The 16,811-nt window shown below is 42.0% G+C and carries 18 protein-coding genes; 14 read left to right on the plus strand and 4 right to left on the minus strand.

Features of this window, described 5'->3' with window-relative positions; genetic code table 11:
• The first annotated feature begins 28 nt into the window (after positions 1-28).
• The 8 genes from DFP80_RS17700 to DFP80_RS17735 all read left to right on the plus strand — a co-directional run bounded on the left by DFP80_RS17700 (position 29) and on the right by DFP80_RS17735 (position 9,202).
• Positions 29-628 carry an amino acid synthesis family protein gene (locus DFP80_RS17700; RefSeq protein WP_113918143.1) on the plus strand — a complete coding sequence of 200 codons (600 nt, stop codon included), beginning with the start codon at positions 29-31 and terminating at the stop codon, positions 626-628.
• Entirely contained in the window at positions 600-1,433 is an 834-nt protein-coding gene (locus DFP80_RS17705; protein ID WP_113918144.1) for an alpha/beta fold hydrolase, read from the plus strand. Before DFP80_RS17700 ends, DFP80_RS17705 begins: the two co-directional genes overlap by 29 nt.
• Positions 1,426-2,334: a flavin reductase family protein gene (locus DFP80_RS17710; RefSeq protein ID WP_113918145.1), complete on the plus strand. Its 909-nt coding sequence runs from the start codon at positions 1,426-1,428 to the stop codon at positions 2,332-2,334. Before DFP80_RS17705 ends, DFP80_RS17710 begins: the two co-directional genes overlap by 8 nt.
• Positions 2,331-3,365, plus strand: a complete 1,035-nt coding sequence (locus tag DFP80_RS17715; RefSeq protein WP_113918146.1) for an LLM class flavin-dependent oxidoreductase — start codon at positions 2,331-2,333, stop codon at positions 3,363-3,365. The genes DFP80_RS17710 and DFP80_RS17715 overlap by 4 nt, the downstream gene beginning before the upstream one ends.
• 11 nt (positions 3,366-3,376) lie before the next feature.
• Entirely contained in the window at positions 3,377-4,867 is a 1,491-nt protein-coding gene (locus DFP80_RS17720) for an aldehyde dehydrogenase (protein ID WP_113918147.1), read from the plus strand.
• A gap of 222 nt (positions 4,868-5,089) precedes the next feature.
• Entirely contained in the window at positions 5,090-6,730 is a 1,641-nt protein-coding gene (locus tag DFP80_RS17725) for a BCCT family transporter (protein WP_113918148.1), read from the plus strand.
• A 35-nt stretch (positions 6,731-6,765) separates the two neighbouring features.
• A complete protein-coding gene (locus DFP80_RS17730; protein ID WP_113918149.1) occupies positions 6,766-8,229 on the plus strand; it encodes an NAD-dependent succinate-semialdehyde dehydrogenase in 1,464 nt (487 codons plus the stop codon).
• 337 nt (positions 8,230-8,566) lie between these two features.
• Positions 8,567-9,202: an SDR family oxidoreductase gene (locus DFP80_RS17735; RefSeq protein ID WP_113918150.1), complete on the plus strand. Its 636-nt coding sequence runs from the start codon at positions 8,567-8,569 to the stop codon at positions 9,200-9,202.
• Positions 9,203-9,315: 113 nt separating this feature from the next.
• On the opposite strand, the gene csrA is transcribed toward DFP80_RS17735, so the two are convergent.
• Together csrA and DFP80_RS17745 are read right to left on the minus strand one after the other, a co-directional pair.
• On the minus strand, positions 9,316-9,525 hold the full coding sequence (gene csrA, locus DFP80_RS17740; RefSeq protein WP_113918151.1) for a carbon storage regulator CsrA: 210 nt from the start codon (positions 9,523-9,525) through the stop codon (positions 9,316-9,318).
• Between the two features lie 133 nt (positions 9,526-9,658).
• Positions 9,659-10,300, minus strand: a complete 642-nt coding sequence (locus DFP80_RS17745) for a LexA family protein (RefSeq protein ID WP_113918152.1) — start codon at positions 10,298-10,300, stop codon at positions 9,659-9,661.
• Between the two features lie 81 nt (positions 10,301-10,381).
• Here DFP80_RS17745 and DFP80_RS17750 point away from each other — a divergent pair, with 81 nt between their 5' ends.
• Both DFP80_RS17750 and DFP80_RS17755 read left to right on the plus strand, forming a co-directional pair.
• A complete protein-coding gene (locus DFP80_RS17750) occupies positions 10,382-10,579 on the plus strand; it encodes a YdaS family helix-turn-helix protein (protein ID WP_113918153.1) in 198 nt (65 codons plus the stop codon).
• Between the two features lie 105 nt (positions 10,580-10,684).
• The gene (locus DFP80_RS17755; protein ID WP_113918154.1) at positions 10,685-11,122 is read left to right on the plus strand and encodes a S24 family peptidase; all 438 of its coding nucleotides are present in this window, start codon (positions 10,685-10,687) and stop codon (positions 11,120-11,122) included.
• A 121-nt stretch (positions 11,123-11,243) separates the two neighbouring features.
• On the opposite strand, the gene DFP80_RS17760 is transcribed toward DFP80_RS17755, so the two are convergent.
• Positions 11,244-11,459, minus strand: coding sequence for a hypothetical protein (locus tag DFP80_RS17760; protein WP_113918155.1), 216 nt, complete (start codon positions 11,457-11,459; stop codon positions 11,244-11,246).
• A gap of 471 nt (positions 11,460-11,930) precedes the next feature.
• Here DFP80_RS17760 and DFP80_RS17765 point away from each other — a divergent pair, with 471 nt between their 5' ends.
• Positions 11,931-12,485 carry a YaeQ family protein gene (locus DFP80_RS17765; protein WP_113918156.1) on the plus strand — a complete coding sequence of 185 codons (555 nt, stop codon included), beginning with the start codon at positions 11,931-11,933 and terminating at the stop codon, positions 12,483-12,485.
• 34 nt (positions 12,486-12,519) lie between these two features.
• Here DFP80_RS17765 and DFP80_RS17770 read toward each other — a convergent pair whose 3' ends face one another.
• The gene (locus DFP80_RS17770) at positions 12,520-13,263 is read right to left on the minus strand and encodes a dienelactone hydrolase family protein (RefSeq protein ID WP_113918157.1); all 744 of its coding nucleotides are present in this window, start codon (positions 13,261-13,263) and stop codon (positions 12,520-12,522) included.
• A gap of 141 nt (positions 13,264-13,404) precedes the next feature.
• On the opposite strand from DFP80_RS17770, the gene DFP80_RS17775 reads away from it, so the two are divergent.
• The 3 genes from DFP80_RS17775 (at position 13,405) to DFP80_RS17790 (ending at position 16,779) form a co-directional block, all read left to right on the plus strand.
• Complete coding sequence (locus DFP80_RS17775; RefSeq protein ID WP_113918158.1) at positions 13,405-14,532, plus strand: tRNA-queuosine alpha-mannosyltransferase domain-containing protein; 1,128 nt, start codon at positions 13,405-13,407, stop codon at positions 14,530-14,532.
• Positions 14,533-14,817: 285 nt separating this feature from the next.
• The gene (locus DFP80_RS17785) at positions 14,818-16,134 is read left to right on the plus strand and encodes a YjiH family protein (protein WP_113918160.1); all 1,317 of its coding nucleotides are present in this window, start codon (positions 14,818-14,820) and stop codon (positions 16,132-16,134) included.
• Positions 16,135-16,323: 189 nt separating this feature from the next.
• Positions 16,324-16,779 (plus strand): carboxymuconolactone decarboxylase family protein, encoded by a 456-nt coding sequence (locus tag DFP80_RS17790; RefSeq protein WP_113918161.1) that lies wholly within the window; start codon positions 16,324-16,326, stop codon positions 16,777-16,779.
• The last annotated feature ends 32 nt before the right edge of the window (positions 16,780-16,811 follow it).

Genomic DNA, 16,811 nt, shown 5'->3' on the forward strand with positions numbered 1-16,811 from the left:
AATTAAAAATTGCATTGTAGGAATGGGTATGACTTTAGAAATCCGCAAAATTGTTAGTTTTGAAGAAGAGACATTGGTTGAAGGCTTCAAAGAAGCAGGCAAGCCTTTACGTATGTTTGCCGTTGCCGCTGTCATTAATAATCCATGGGCTGGAAGGTATGTTGAAGATTTAAAACCGATTGTTTTGGAATACGGCCCACAGCTTGGAAAGCTATTAACCGATAGGATTTGCGAATTAGCAGGTGGCGCAGACAAAATAGAAGCTTTTGGTAAAGCGGCTCTTGTTGGTTTAAATGGCGAGATAGAGCATGCTTCTGCTCTGATTCATACCTTGCACTTTGGGAATTTTTATCGAGAAGCAGTAGAGGCGAAATCCTTCTTGTCTTTCACGAATACTCGAGGCCCAGCAAATGCCGCTATTTCTGTTCCCATGATGGACAAAAACGATGGTGGCAAGCGATCTCATTACTTGACACTTCAATTCAATATTAATGATGCCCCAAGCGCAGATGAAATCGTGATTGTGTTAGGTGGTGCAACAGGCGGTAGACCACATCACCGTATTGGAGATCGTTATCAGGAACTGAAGGAGCTAGGGCATGATATTGAAAACCCTGCAGCGGTTTAAATCTCCGACGGGGCTTTCCTATGTGAAATTAGGACAAGGCCCTTCTCTTGTCCTAATTCATGGAGTAGGGCTTAGGCTAGAAGCTTGGGTTAATCAATTTGAAGCTTTGTCTAAAAACTATACCGTCTATGCTGTCGATATGCCTGGTCATGGAGAGAGTCGCCTGATGAAAGAATGTACTGATATCTCTAAATATACAGATGTAATCGCGCGCTGGATAAAAATAGAGTTAAAGTCACCTGTTGTGATTGCAGGGCACTCTATGGGGTCGATGATTGCGTTGAACTTCGCTATTCGTTATTCAGAGCTTTGTAATGGCGTGATCGCGCTTAACTCCGTTTATCGTCGATCTGTAGAGGCAAAAAAAGCCGTTCTAGCGAGAGTTCAGCAAATCAAGAGCGATATTACTGCTCAGAATGTAACTGGTCCAGTTGCTCGTTGGTTTGACTACCCGGCTCAAGGTAACGATGTGGTTTATGCGGATTTGTGCTGCCAGTGGTTGAGTCAAGCACCATTAGATGGTTATCGACAGGCCTATGAAGTGTTTTGTCTGAATGATGGCCCAGAAGAAAATAATTTAAAGCAGCTTAATGTGCCTGCGATGTTTATTACTAGTCGTGATGATCCAAATTCACTTCCTTCGATGTCGGAGGAGATGGCTAATATTTGTCCTCAGGGTCAGTCGTATATCGTTGAAAACGCACGGCACATGGCACCTTTGACTCACTCAAATGAAATAAACCCCAAGATGATTGATTTTGCGTCTCGCTGTTTTAGTCAATCAAAGGAGATGTCTTATGAGTAATTTTGACGTACGTGAACTACGAAATGCTTTTGGTTCTTTTATGACTGGAGTAACCATTGTTACGGCAGTCAGTAAAACTGGGGAAAAGGTTGGTTTTACGGCCAATTCATTTACTTCTGTATCTATGGATCCGCCTTTGTTATTGGTTTGCCCTGCGGTGCGTTTGTCGAGTTATGACATATTTGAGTCGTGTGATCACTTCGCTGTTAGTGTGTTAGCGGAAGATCAGCAACATGCTTCTAATACTTTTGCAGGCTCTAAAGATGATAGGTTTGCTGAAGTTGAGTGGCACGTAGATGAATTCGGAACGCCTCTTATTGATGGGGCAGTAGCGCATTTTTCTTGCTCTTCTTTTCAAAAAGTTGAAGCGGGAGATCATTTATTGTTAATGGGCAAGGTAGAGCAGTTCTCAAGCAATGAAAAGTTTGGGCTCGGTTATGCAAAGGGCGGTTATTTTAGCTTAGGCATGGAGCATAAAGCGGAAGAAATAGCACACGATCAATGTGCACAAGTCGGGGCTTTACTTGAATGCAATGGCAAGTTGCTACTTAGGAAATCTGACGAAGGGTTTAGTTTGCCGCAAGGTAAAATGCAGCCGGACATGTCTTCTCTTCAAACCTTAAAGAGCATGCTTACTTCTTTAGACCTAACTGCAGAAGTAGGCCAGGTTTTTTCTGTGTATGAAAAGTCCACTTCTGGTAATTTTGTAGCCTTTTATCGTGCAGAAAGCACGATAGAAAAAGATATCGAAGGGTATGAATACGTTGCAATAGAGGCGTTGTCTGATGTGGTTTTTGCTTCTTCAGATATAACGTCTATGGTCAATCGATTTGTTCATGAAAAAAGTAATGGTGTATTCCGTTTATATGTCGGTAATGAATTAGAAGGAGATGTACGATGAAGTTTTCACTTTTTGCTCATATGGAGCGTGTTGACGAACATCAACATCAGAAAGATCTTTATGATGAATTTATGTCACTTTGTAAAATGGCTGACGAAGGCGGGATGACAACGGTTTGGACGGGAGAGCATCATGGAATGGACTTTACCATAGCGCCTAATCCCTTTTTGAACTTGATTGATATTTCTCACCAAACCCAGAATATTCGCTTGGGTACAGGTACTGTCGTAGCGCCATATTGGCACCCAATTAAACTGGCGGGTGAAGCGGCAATGACCGATATCATTACGAAAGGTCGCCTTGAATTAGGTATTGCTCGCGGCGCTTACTCTTTCGAATATGAACGTATGGTTCCCGGTGGTATGGATGCTTGGAGTGCTGGCGAATGTTTACGAGAAATAGTGCCGGCTATTAAGGGCTTATGGAAAGGGAATCACACACAAGAAAGCAAACATTTTAACTTTCCTAAAACCACATCGTCACCAAAACCACTTACAGAAGATGGTCCTCCAATTTGGATCGCTGCGCGTGATATCAATAGCCATGAGTTTGCCATTAGTCATGATTGCAATGTGCAAGTGACTCCCTTATGGCAAGGTTTAGAAGAGGTTGAAGGATTAATCGAGAAATACAACGAAGCTTGCGCCAAATTTGATCGTCGCACCAAAATCATGATTTTGCAGCATGCTTATGTCGCAAAAGATGAGGTTGAAGCAGACAAGGCAGCGGCTAAACTGCATGAATTTTATTGCTACTTTGGCGCTTGGTTTAAGAATGAACGCCCAATCAATCAAGGTTTAATACAGCCTCTTACTCAAGAAGAAATTGATAACCACCCGTTTTACAAAAAAGAAACGATTAAAAACGATCTTATGATAGGCACATCAGAACAGATTATTGAGCGTTTAAAGCACTATGAGTCGCTTGGTTATGATGAGTTTGCATACTGGTCTGATTCCGGTATGAGTCGTGAGGAAAAAGAAACCTCACTGCGCCGCTTTATTGATGAAGTAATGCCCGCTTTTAATTAAGGAACAGTTCCATGTCTAATAATACATTACCGCATTATAAGTTGCTTATTGACGGTGTCTGGACTGATGGTGCCAGTGCTCGTTCAATGACAACGATAAACCCTGCAACAGGTGAAGCGTGGGCCAGTTTTGCTATGGCTGAGGCCGAAGACGTTGATCGTGCCGTTAAAGCGGCACGTCACGCGCTTTCTAAGAAAGAATGGGGAGGGTTAACGCCAACACAACGCGGCGTTTTAATGCATAAATTGGCCGATCTGTTAGAGCAAAATTCGGAAGCATTAGGTGAAATAGAAACCACGGACAGTGGTAAATTGGCTGCAGAAACCAAAAGCCAAGCCAAATACGTCGCTAGCTATTACCGTTACTACGCAGGTTTAGCTGATAAAATAGAAGGGCATACTTTACCGATCGATAAGCCGGACATGCATGTCTTTACCAAGCCTGAACCAATTGGTGTTGTAGCCGCCGTTGTGCCTTGGAATGCCCAAATGTTTTTAACCGCGACCAAGCTTGCCCCCGCTTTAGCGGCAGGTTGCAGTGTGATTATCAAGGCTTCCGAAATTGCTCCAATTGCTATTTTAGAATTTGCGAAGTTGATTGAAAAAGCTGGTTTTCCAAGTGGTGTTGTGTCAGTCATTACCGGTGATGCTGAGGGGTGTGCGATTCCGTTGACATCTCATCCTGATATTGATCGTCTTGCTTTTACTGGTGGTCCAGAAACAGCAAAACATGTGATCAGAAACACAGCAAATAACTTTGCCGTGACGTCATTAGAGTTAGGTGGCAAGTCGCCAATTCTAGTGTTTGATGATGCTAATATTGAAAGTGCTGCTAATGGCATTATTGCTGGTAATTTTGGCGCGTCTGGCCAGTCTTGTGTTGCTGGTTCTAGAGTCTATATTCAGCGAGAAATTTACTCAGAAGTCATCGCTCGCTTGTTGGAAAAAACAGCGGCTATTGTGGTGGGAAATCCATTAGATGCTTCGAGTCACATTGGTCCTTTGTGCACATTGGCACAAGTTGAAGGTATTGAGCGAGCTTTAGAAAAAGCCAAAAAGCAAGGCGGTAAGATTTTAGCTGGTGGAGTGCGCCTGAACGATCTTGGGTCTGATTATTACTTTGCTCCAACGATTGTGGAGTGCCCAGTGCACGATGTTGAAACATTGCACGTCGAACTTTTTGGCCCTGTATTATCGATAGCCTGCTTTGATACAGAAGGCGAAGCTATTGCATTAGCTAATGATTCTGAGTTTGGACTTGGGTCCGGTGTCTTTACTGAAAATTTAGCGCGTGCAATGCGTGTCTCACAGCAAATTCAGTCTGGTATCTGTTGGGTTAATACGTATCGAGCAGTATCTCCAATGGCTCCTTTTGGTGGTGTTAACCAATCAGGTTATGGTCGTGAAGCGGGTATTCAAGCCATTCAAGATTACATCAGGGTACGAACTACTTGGATTAGTACATCAAGCGAACCTATGGGAAATCCCTTTGTAATGCGATAAATAATACAGGTTACCTGTGCCTTTTAATTATCTTTCATTTGCATTTTTTAGTATGTGAGTGGGAACGTTAATTTGCTTCCCTCAGCAGGAAGTGAGTGTTTTTTTAACCAAAATTTAAAGTAATTGGTTAGGGAAGATTTTTAAAGAAAAGCGCTGTAACAGCCTAAACCAATAAAAATAAACTCAAATAATATATTTGAAGGCTTATGCTTAGGAGTTGTAATGAAACCAAGCAGTACAGAACACGAAACGAGTCATCATAAAATGTATAACATCATGTCCTACGGCTCCATTTTCATGGTCGGGGCATTCGTACTTTTTTCAATTTTAAATGTAGAGTTATCTAATAATATAGCGAATGGAATCAATCTTTGGATCCAAACTAATATGAGTTGGTATTACATTGCGGTTGTCTGCTTTGTGCTATTTTTCTCAATTTGGGTCGCTTTTAGCCGCTATGGAAATATTCGCCTTGGCAAAGATGACGAGAAACCTGAGTTTGGTTTTACCACCTGGTTCTCAATGTTATTCAGTTGTGCCATTGGTACTGGGTTATTGTTCTGGAGTATTGCTGAGCCTATTACCTATTTACAGGGTAATCCGTTTTTGGATATGGAACAGATACAGCCTGATACGCTAGAAGCAGCACGAGTTGCATTGCGTATAACCATGTTTCATTGGGGGCTTCACGGTTGGGCTGTTTATATTTTAGTGGGACTTTGTTTGGCGTATTTTTGCTATCGAAGAGGACTGCCACTTACTGTTCGATCTGGATTATATCCGTTATTGGGCGATAGAATTTATGGACCTATTGGGCATGCTGTCGACTTTCTAGCCATATTCAGCACGCTTTTTGGAACGGCTACGACGTTAGGTCTTGGTGTGTCACAAATGAACGCCGGACTAAACTACCTTTTTGGTATCGAAATTTCTTCTACATCTCAGGTGATATTAATTGTCATAGTATCGATTATAGCGACTATTTCCGCTATTTCAGGGGTCGGTAGAGGCATTCGAATATTGAGTATTTGGAATATTCGATTAAGCGTTCTTGTCATTGCGTTTTTCGTTCTCGCTGGGCCAACCGTATTTTTGTTAAAAATGACGGTTTCAGGTCTAGGTGACTACTTTTCCAACTTTATTCCTATGGGGTTTTGGGTTGATACCGATCCTAATCGCCAATGGCAGAGCTGGTGGACAATGTTCTATTGGGGCTGGTGGTTGTCTTGGGGCCCATTAGTAGGGATGTTTATTGCGCGTATTTCACGTGGCCGCACTATCCGTCAGTTCCTATTAACGGCTTTAGTTATTCCGCCATTAGGTGGTTTTATTTGGATTATTGTATTTGGTGGAACGGCTCTTCATATTCAAGTGCTTGGTGATGGTTCTTTAGCCAGCGTTGTGAATGACAATATGACGTTAGCTCTGTACAGCACTATTGAAGCGATCAATGTGCCATCTTTAACGAATTTGGTGGCAGGTCTTACGACCTTCTTGATTGTTACTTGGTTTGTTACGTCTGCAGATTCTGGAACCTTGGTGATTTGTACGATTATTTCATTGGGTGATAAAAATCCACCAAGGTTATTGCGTGTGGTCTGGGGGCTTGGATTAGGTGCTGTGTCTGCTATTTTGCTAATAGCGGGAGGGCTTGACTCATTAAAGACTGCATCAATTATCGCGGCATTACCTTTTTCTGTCGTTTTGTTATTTATGTGTTGGGCGCTGGTAAAAGGTTTGCGCGATGAAGCAAATGGCATTTGTTATAACCAACAAGATCTTGCTGGTGGTGAACCTAAAAACAGTGGACATCAATACAAACCAAACTCTGTTTCTTCAAACGAAGCAACCGCTTTGAATTAAGTAATAGGTTGGGAAAGTTTCTAAGTGGAGCAAATATGTTAGAGCAAAAATTAAATGACCCTTCGTTACTTAAACAGGCAGGGTTTATAAATGGTCAGTGGGTGAATGCTAAGGATGGGAAAACTTTTGAGGTGTTTAACCCGGCAGTCGGAGAGGTTATTGCGAATGTTGCTGATTTAGGGACTAAAGAAACATTGCAAGCTATTGAAGCGGCGCAAGTGGCTTTTGACGATTGGAAAGTGGTGCCAGCAAAGCAGCGTTCTTCTCTTTTGCGTCGTTGGTTTGAACTGGTTCTGGACCATCAGGAAGATCTCGCTGTAATCATGACATTCGAGCAAGGGAAAGTGATTGCAGAGTCCCGAGGTGAGATCGCTTATGGTGCTTCTTATATTGAGTGGTTTGCCGAAGAAGCAAAACGTATTTATGGTGATGTTCTTCCTAGTACTTCGGCGGATAGACGTTCGTTGGTGATAAAGCAGCCAGTGGGTGTTGTGGGGGCGATTACACCTTGGAATTTCCCCAATGCCATGATCACTCGTAAAGTTGCTCCAGCGCTTGCTGCTGGTTGTACTATTGTATTGAAACCTGCGGCTGAAACGCCTTTGTCGGCATTAGCTTTAGCCGAATTAGGGCGTCGAGCAGGCATCCCAGCTGGGGTTTTTAATGTGGTTGTTGGAACGGATGCGAAAGCTATTGGTGCGGAACTGACCTCCAGTTCAATAGTGAAAAAAATCACCTTCACCGGCTCTACCGCGGTAGGTAAATTGTTAATGGAGCAATCTGCCAAAACAGTCAAAAAAACGTCGATGGAGCTTGGTGGTAATGCACCAGTCTTAATATTTGAAGACGCAGACTTGGACAAAGCGGTCGAAGGTGCCTTGGTTGCAAAGTTCCGTAATGCTGGTCAAACTTGCATTTGTGCTAATCGTATATTGGTACAGGACTCTATTTATGAAGAGTTTATAAGTCGTTTTACTGCCCGTGTGTCAGAGTTCGTATTAGGTGATGGCGTATCTTCTACAAGTACAATGGGGCCTTTAATTTCTAGGAAGGCGGTGGCTGGAGTCACCTCTTTAGTGGATGATGCCGTGAGTCAGGGAGCGAAAATTTGTATTGGCGGAAGTGCATCGAATAATGGCGATCATTTTTTTCAGCCAACTGTGCTTAGGGACCTGAATACGTCCATGCGATTGGCTAAGGAAGAGGTGTTTGGTCCTGTCGCCCCGGTGTTTATGTTCAGTTCAGAAAAAGAAGCGGTCGATATGGCCAATGATACTGAGTTTGGGCTTGCTGCTTATATGTACACAAAAGACCACTCACGTATTTGGCGAGTAGGGGAAGCGCTAGAGTACGGAATGGTGGGCATTAATGAAACCGCTATCAGCTCTGAGATGATCCCATTCGGTGGAGTAAAGGAATCGGGGCAAGGGCGCGAAGGCTCGAAATATGGCCTAGAAGATTATTTAGAGGTTAAATATTTTTGTCTAGGTGACATCTAGTTAGTACTATCGGCATCTCTGGAGGGTTGTCAGGGATGCCGATTTTTAGCTGGCTCATTACATCGGAGTTGACAGCAAATTTAGTGACAAAAATGAATCATAATGCGGTCAAATTTAATCCATGCACTCGCCGTGTAACCCTGTCTTTGTTAGATCAAAATGATTTTACCTATTCTCGTGCGCCACTCTTTCCCCCAAAAATAACCATCTAATATCCAGTAAATATGCAAACTTAACATTTAGGGTTTTATCCTAGCGTCATGTCCTTATTGTTATAAGTAACATGCTAAGAGGAGGTTTGGTATTCATGCCATCCTTGGATTAAAAGGAGCACATTATGAGTAAGACATTAATTATTGGAGCAAGCGGTCAAATTGGTCAGTTGGTAACAAAAACACTTGTTGAGACAGAAGAGTCTGCTCGTGCTTTGGTGAGAGATAAAAATAAGCTAGACTGTTCTGATAACAGTGAATTGGAGGTTATTGAGGCGAACTTAGAAGGGGATTTTAGCCAGGCTTTTGATGGTGTTGATAATGTTATTTTTGTGGCTGGTTCAGGTGGTTCAACAGGTGCAGATAAAACCTTGTTAATTGATTTATGGGCGGCAAAAAAAGCTGTGGATTACGCAAAGGCTGCCAATATTAAGAAATTTATTATGGTAAGCAGCATTGGTGCAGATGATCCTGAAGCGATAGAGTCTGACATCAAACCCTATTTAGTTGCTAAGCACATGGCCGATCAATATTTAATAGCATCTGGCGTGCCTTTTACCATTGTTCGCCCTGGTCCCTTAACGAATGATCAAGGCCAAGGGAAAATAACCATTAAACGACCAAGTAGCCGAGAAGAAATGGCGATTCCCCGAGCGGATGTTGCCAAATCGATTCTATTTATCCTGAGTAAGGATGATTTGAACGGTAAGGTATTCGAGTTATTTGGTGGTACATACGATGTAGATAACGTTCTCGTCTAAAAAAGCGGTTAATGAATCTATAGTGAAGCGAGCCTCAATGTTTTTATGCATTGAGGCGCTTTTAGTTTGTCTATTTTATTAAGTAAGTAGTAAAGTTTCTCGGTTTAGAAGCGCTAAAAGGGCTGAGCTTCTTTATCTTGCTTGTTTGGCGTTTTTTGTTGTTCGGCTTGAATACGTTTGTAGATTTCTTCTCGATGAACGGTTATTTTTTGCGGGGCTTTAATGCCAATGCGAACTTGAGTTCCTTGTACGCCTAAGACGGTGATTTCCGTCTCATCTCCAATATTAATAGTTTCACCAGGGTGTCGAGTAATGACTAGCATAATTCCCATCCTTTGGTTGTTGCCGACATTGCTAAAATACAGTTTATATTGTTTATTTGTCAACAACTTAAATTGTTTTATTTTTGGAAGGGGGTAGCATAGCAATTTTGTGAAAAATGCATATTGTGAAAGCCTAAAATACTATCTGGGCTTGGGTGACAACACCGATAATAGTAAGGTTATTAGGAGCTTCAATTGGCCGATAGTTTGGATTAAGTGGCGTTAGGTAAGTGCAGCCTGCGTCTATGACTAATTGTTTGAATGTCACGTCTTGGCTGTCTGGTAGTTTAGTAATGATCAAATCACCATTCTTTGCGGTTAAACAGGGTTCCACAAGAATGAAATAGCCTTCTGGTACGCTTAACCCAGAAGCTGACATCATGCTATTCCCCACAACATTTAGCCAAAATGATGACGCTGAAGCGGATTCCGGGACTTCTAAATAGTCTAAATTTTGTTTTTCTAGCTCAGATAAAGTCGGCCATTGGGCTGCTTGCTGAGAGCTAATAATAGGGCGAAAATTTGCTGTTGATGCGCTCTTCTTGTTGGTATACGTAGAAGCGCTTTCTCTCACTTCACTCGTTACTCCTAGTAAAAGCCATTCCGCATCACAGTGTAATGTTTTGGCTAAGTTGAGTAGCTTGCGCGGATTTTGCGTTCTGCCGTCTTCAATCTTTTGCAGCGATTGTTGCGAAATACCAATACGCTTGGCTAACTCCGCTTGAGTTAGGCTTAGCTCGATTCTTTTTTGTTTAACGCGTTCAGCAATGGTCATAAATGAATAATTACAACTTTATCTGTATTTGACAAACAGTAAAAGCTGTCAATAAATACAACAAAAACTGTTAAATAGGGAGTGTCAGCTATTGCAAAAGCAGTCGAAATTGTAGGGAGCCATACTGCAATCGCACAAATTTTAGGGGTGAAACAGGCTCATGTCTGCAATTGGATAAATACCCACCAACATTCACCGGCAAACTATATACGACGTATTTGTTTAGCAACAAAAGGGCGGTGTAGTGAAACAGGTTTGCTTAAAGACCATGAGCTCTAGCCTGAGGTTTGTTGTCGCGGTTGATCTCTCACTTTTACAAAAATGCACTAGTTTATTTGTGCTCTTTGAACCATACTGTACAAATATACAGCATGGTGCTTTTTTATGCGTGTTTCTTATCTTGGTACTTCTGAGTCTGCTGCTTTCATTGCGGCCAATAGTGTTCGAATCCCATTATATCCTGAGTCCGCGATCCTTTCTGATGTCAGTGGGCCAAAGGGTGATCAGGCTATAGATTTGCATACTTTGTGCGCTTCCAATCCTGCGGCTATTTTTTTTGTGCGCGCACAAGGTGAGCCGATGGAAAGAGAAGGAATACAAGCTGGTGATGTACTGGAGGTTAATCGATCATTGACGGCGCGTCATGGGGATACAGTTCTTGCGTTTGTGCAAGGGAAAATGGCGATAGTAACGTTGGAATTAAACCCAGATGTTCTACTTCAGCCAAAAAATAAAGCCTATGCAGCAACAGCAATGTCTCTCCCCGAAGAGAAAACATCTGCCTTAGAAGTTTTTGGTGTTGTTACGAGTGTTGTACGTTAATTAGAGCGAAGTTAACTAGAATAAAAAAAACGCCTTTTATTACTTAATAATGAAAGGCGTTATTGGCCATCCGGCCTAGTATTTTACCGTCACCTCAGAGCCTTCTGAGATGACGGTCTGGTCACCCGTCGCTCGGTTGTTCTCCCGGCGGTATTTGAGTTTTGTCTTCTAGGTTACTGTCTAGACTTTTGTTGCCAGCCAAAGGGCGAATGTGCCCATTGTCGCGATAGAAGCCGATGTCTTTTAAATAGTGATCGTCAAGATGACGAAATACTTGGTTGGTGCGACGAGCTTCAAAGTACTCTTTAGCGGCGTTGAATAGGGCGATGATACTCATAATTGTTCTCCAAAATATACATTTGATAGTGTGTTTTGGCGGAACTTACGGGGTGATTTCTTACAGAGGTGACCGCGTAAATTCCGCGGTCAATGGTGTATTACACAGACATTGAACGCGTGGACAAAGTTTTTCGTACTCGATTATTACAGCGAGTAGCCATGGAGGAAGTAGAATGATTTAGCGTATAAGTTGTCATTTTGCTTCTCCTTAACTTTGAGGTTTATCGATTGCGTATATGAATTGTGTAATATTTGCTCTTTTTTAAGAGCTCTTTTATTAGGACTTTTTTCATGACTTATGTCAATCGCTTATATTGAAATAACTTTTCTTTTTTTGAAATTACAAATACCTTTTCTCAGGTTTTTAAAAACAGTTTGTTTATATCGGTATTGTAGGTACTTTTTACTGTACAATTCCTCGCGATTTTCCAGTCCTCTTTTTGTAGTTAATTAAGTAGTAAGTGAGCTCATGGCGACGAAAGCAACAGTGTATAAAGCATCGGTTCAAGTGTCTGATATGGACAGGAACCATTATCAAAGTTATGAATTAACCTTGGCATTACATCCTTCTGAAACTGAAGAACGCATGATGGTGCGTTTAGCGGCGTTTGCTTTATTGGCTGATGAAAAAGAAGGCGGTGAGCAGTTAAGCTTCACCAAAGGTATTAGTACAGAAGACGAGCCAGATCTTTGGCAAAAAAATTACTCAGATGAAATTTTGCTTTGGGTAGAGCTAGGTCAACCAGATGAGAAGCGTTTACGCAAAGCTTGTGGCCGAGCTAAGGAAGTAATTGTCGTTAATTACAATGACAAGTCGGATATTTGGTGGGAGCAAAACAAAGGCAAAAATAGCCGTTTTGATAACATGCGAGTATTACGCTTTCCAGAAGCACAAGTCGAGGCGTTGGCTAAGATTTGTACTCGATCTATGCAATTGAACGTGACAATTCAAGATAGCGAAATGTGGATTTCTGGTGAGTTAGGTGAATGCGCGATGACACCAATGTGGCGAGGCGAGCAATAAGCTCACCTCGCTTGAGATCATCGAGTTTGTTTTACTAGGCTTTATGCAAGGTGCGTTGAAATAATGCTACGGCTTTACTATAGCATTCTAAGGCGAGAGCTGGATCGTAACGATCGCCTTCATCACGCATAAAAGCATGCTGACCGTTGAATTCATGCCAAGTGAATAGACGGTCAGTATCAATTAATTGCTGGTAAATCTTCTGACGGCCTTCCGTTGATACATGTGGGTCTTGTTTGCCCCACACCATTGTTAGCTCCCCTTGAATGTCTTTTGTGCGAGTGAAGGAATCATTACCTTCGTCACACGGAATTGTATTCGAATGAATGTCGGTGGCATACAAACAGAAAGACGCTTGGATACGAGGGTTTAGTGCTGCACGATATGCCAAATGACCGCCTAAGCAAACGCCCATGGTGCCAAATTGCCCAGTGCAATAATCTTGCTGCTCGAAATATTCCAGCATGGCTACCGTATCGCTGTCGTGAGCTTCTAAGGTTTTGGTGAATTTATCTGCGTTACCTTTGTCTTTGCCTTCATCGTCATAGCCTAGCACTGTGCCGATCGGGTTAAGTTCATGAAACACTTCTGGCACAATAACCACAAAGCCATGTCCTGCCATAATGGCGGCTGAGCGAGCAATTGGCGTGGTTTGTTGGAATATTTCAGAATAAAAAAAGATGCAAGGAAAGCGACCCTCTGCTTGGGGGCGATAAACCGTGCAGCGCATAAGGCCAGTTGGCGTGTTAATATCTTGATCGTGACGTTGAATGATCATGGTTTTCCTTAAAGCGATGTGTCATTTTCCTACATGATATTCGACCCAACCGCGATGAGCCAGCCGCAAAGCTCCTAAATAGACATAAAAACTTTCAAATATAGGCAAAAGCCAAACTTAACCAACGAGTAGAAAAAATCCGTGCGAATTTTATTGATTAGTGCATACGAAGCCAGTAGCCACAAAGCTTGGGCAAATACTTTAATGAATGGTTTGGGTCATCATGAATGGACCTATTTGTCTTTGCCTGCTCGGCATTTTGCGTGGCGGATTCGTGGTAATGCCATGAGCTTTGCGTTTGATCCAAAATTCAAGCCGATACTGGAAAAGCCCTATGATTTGGTCATTGCCACATCGATGACAGACTGTGTTGGCTTGAAAGCCTTTTGTCCAGATCTACAGCATGTACCTTGGTTGTTGTATTTCCATGAAAATCAATTCGCCTATCCTGCGAGTGATAAACAGCAGGGCTTGATCGAAATGCAGATGGTAACTTTGTATAGCGCTTTGGCGGCTGATATGTGTGTCTTTAATAGCCAATTCAATCAGGCAACCTTCTTTTCTGGTGCTCGGGCCTTATTAAAAAAACTGCCTGATTATGTCTCGCCAGACTGGTTAAATGACACACAAGCTAAAGCCTTAGTGCTTCCTGTTCCTTTGGATATGCCTGTCCTTGATGAGTTTCTGGTTTCTACTGAAAAGAGTGCTAACTTAAATATACAAGATGAACCAGTGAAGTTAGTTTGGTCTGCACGTTGGGAATTCGATAAAGGACCAGATCGACTGTTGGCTATTTTAGAGGAGTTGGAATCTCGTCAGCTAAATTATGAAATTGCAATTCTTGGTGAACAATTTCGCTCCACTCCAAAAGAATTTGATCAAATCCAAGCCAAATTCTCTCACCGAATTACGCAGTTTGGCTTTGCTCCAAGTCGGGCAGATTATCTGGGCTTTCTTGCTTCATCGGATGTTGTGCTTTCTACCGCCTTGCATGAATTTCAAGGTCTTGCTGTATTAGAAGCCGTTGCTTTGGGGTGTGTGCCTGTGCTGCCAGATAGACAGGTTTACCCGCAGTTGTTCGCTAATCAGCAAAATAAAGACCAATATCTTTATCAAGGTGATTTGGACAGTATTCAACAGGAGGCAAAACGGGCGGTGGACTTAATTCAATTTGTGGTTGCCAACGATGTTAAAGCGCCAGATGTTAGTCAGTACCATGTTAGGAATTTACTAACAAAGTATGATGAGCTGATTGAACAATACTCTTAATCACTTCTTTTATGTATAGACAACTCGATTTCCCTTATACACCGTTAGGCGCTTCTGCCTTCCGTTAATTTATAGCTTTCTTTTGATCCATAAAAGCGCAAAATACTTTATGTTGCGCTTATTTTGTGCGATATTCTCGCTGTTGGTGTTTAAAAATAAAAACAAATTAACTTTAATCCTGAGTGATAAGGGCCACTTTACGTTACTTTTATATGTATATACATGTTGGTACGTATGTTGCTTTTTAATCTTATGATTAATAACCCTCTCATAGGAAGTCTTCATATGAATGTTACAGATTCAAAGCCCGGAGTTGTGTCTCCGCTGTCTCTTCTTAAGCTCATTGCTTATAGCTGCATTGGTCTTTTTGTTTTTTTTATTCCGATAAATATTGGTGGAAAAGAAACCATCCCGCTCGATCATATAGTGTCTTGGCTTCGTAATGATCACGGTCAAATGGCTGAGGTTTATGCTATTTTAGTTGTCTTGGCTGGTGGCGCTTATCCTTTTATTTCCGGTAACTGGAGAACAAGTAAAACGCAAACAGTGCTGTCCCTTTTTAAGGTGTTGGGTGTTGTGACTGCCGTAATGGCGTTCTTCTCAGTTGGGCCTGCTTTTTTGTTCGAAAAAGACATGTTGCCTTTCTTGTTTAGCAAGTTAGTGGTGCCAGTTGGTTTAATTGTACCTATTGGTGCGGTGTTTCTTGCGTTTTTAATTGGTTACGGCTTGCTTGAATTTGCGGGTGTGCTGTTGCAGCCTATTATGAAGCCTTTGTTTAAAACGCCAGGTAAGTCAGCAATTGATGCGGTTGCGTCTTTTGTGGGGAGTTACTCTATTGGCCTGCTGATTACCAATCGAGTTTATAAATCCGGCCAATATTCCGCAAAAGAAGCAGCGATTATTGCGACTGGCTTCTCCACTGTTTCTGCGACTTTTATGGTCATTGTGGCGAAGACATTGGGTTTGATGGAGGTTTGGAACGTATTTTTCTGGGCAACCTTGTTGATCACTTTTGTGGTTACAGCGATTACTGTTCGAATTTTCCCACTTAGCAAAATGGATGATACGGCAGTCAGTCGAGAAGTGGAGGAGTTCAAGCATTCTCGCGTCAAACAAGCCGCATTAGAAGGGTTGGAAGTTGCGAACAACGCGGCACCTATCGGGCGTAATATCCTACAAAACATCAAAGAAGGCATGTTAATGGCAATGAGTATCTTGCCTTCTATCATGTCTGTCGGTTTGTGTGGTTTGTTATTGGCGAAATACACACCAGTGTTTGAATGGATTGGTTACCTGTTTTACCCATTCGCGTGGATCGCACAATTGCCTGATCCAATGATGGTTGCCACCGCATCTGCGACAGGTTTGGCAGAAATGTTCTTGCCTGCCTTGATCGCAGCGAAAAGCGTATTTGTTGTTAAGTTTGTGGTTGGTGTAGTGTCTATTTCATCCATACTGTTTTTCTCTGCGTCGATTCCTTGTATCTTGTCGACCGAGATCCCATTGAACATCAAGCAAATGCTGATTGTTTGGTATCAACGTGTGGCCCTTACTATTCTGATTGCCTCGCCAGTGGCATTTTGGGCTGAGCAGTTTGTTTAGCAAGCAATAAAACGTCTTTCTATTAGCACCAAGTTGCTATGAAAAAATGAAATCAAACACGCTGATTTGGTGCTTTTTATCCAATCTAGCGTGTTTGATTTTTCCGTTCAAATGTCGATTTTCTTCAATTAATGCCGATTCTCACTCGCTAACATTAAGCTTCAAATTTATTTTTTTGGAGCCTTTCTGATGTTAAAACGTATCAATTATTTTGCCGCAGCACCACAGGCTATAGAGCTATTACTAAAACAAGAAGAGATCTTAGGCAAGCAATTCGAAGAGATACCAAGCCTAGGTAAAACTATCTTGGAGTTAGTAAAGCTTCGAGTGTCTCAGATAAACCAATGTGCTTTTTGCTTGGATATGCATAGCACGCAAGCATTAGAGATGGGTGAAACGCACGAGCGAATGATAGCTTTGAATGCATGGCGAGATTCGCCACTGTTTTCTCAGCAAGAACGTCAGGCTTTGGCTTTATCAGAACATCTTATTGCTGGCTATTCTGTGGAAGATGAATATTATGAAGAAATGCTGGCCAGTTTTGGTGAATCTGGACTGACCTATTTAACCATTGCAATTAATGCTATTTCTAGCTGGAATAGGGTTGTAAAAGTCTTTAAACCTGAGGTTGGAAGTTTTCGCTGAAAAATTGTGTTTGTTCACTAATCAGTTAGAGG

This window comes from Marinomonas rhizomae (assembly GCF_003315485.1).
GTDB lineage: Bacteria > Pseudomonadota > Gammaproteobacteria > Pseudomonadales > Marinomonadaceae > Marinomonas > Marinomonas rhizomae.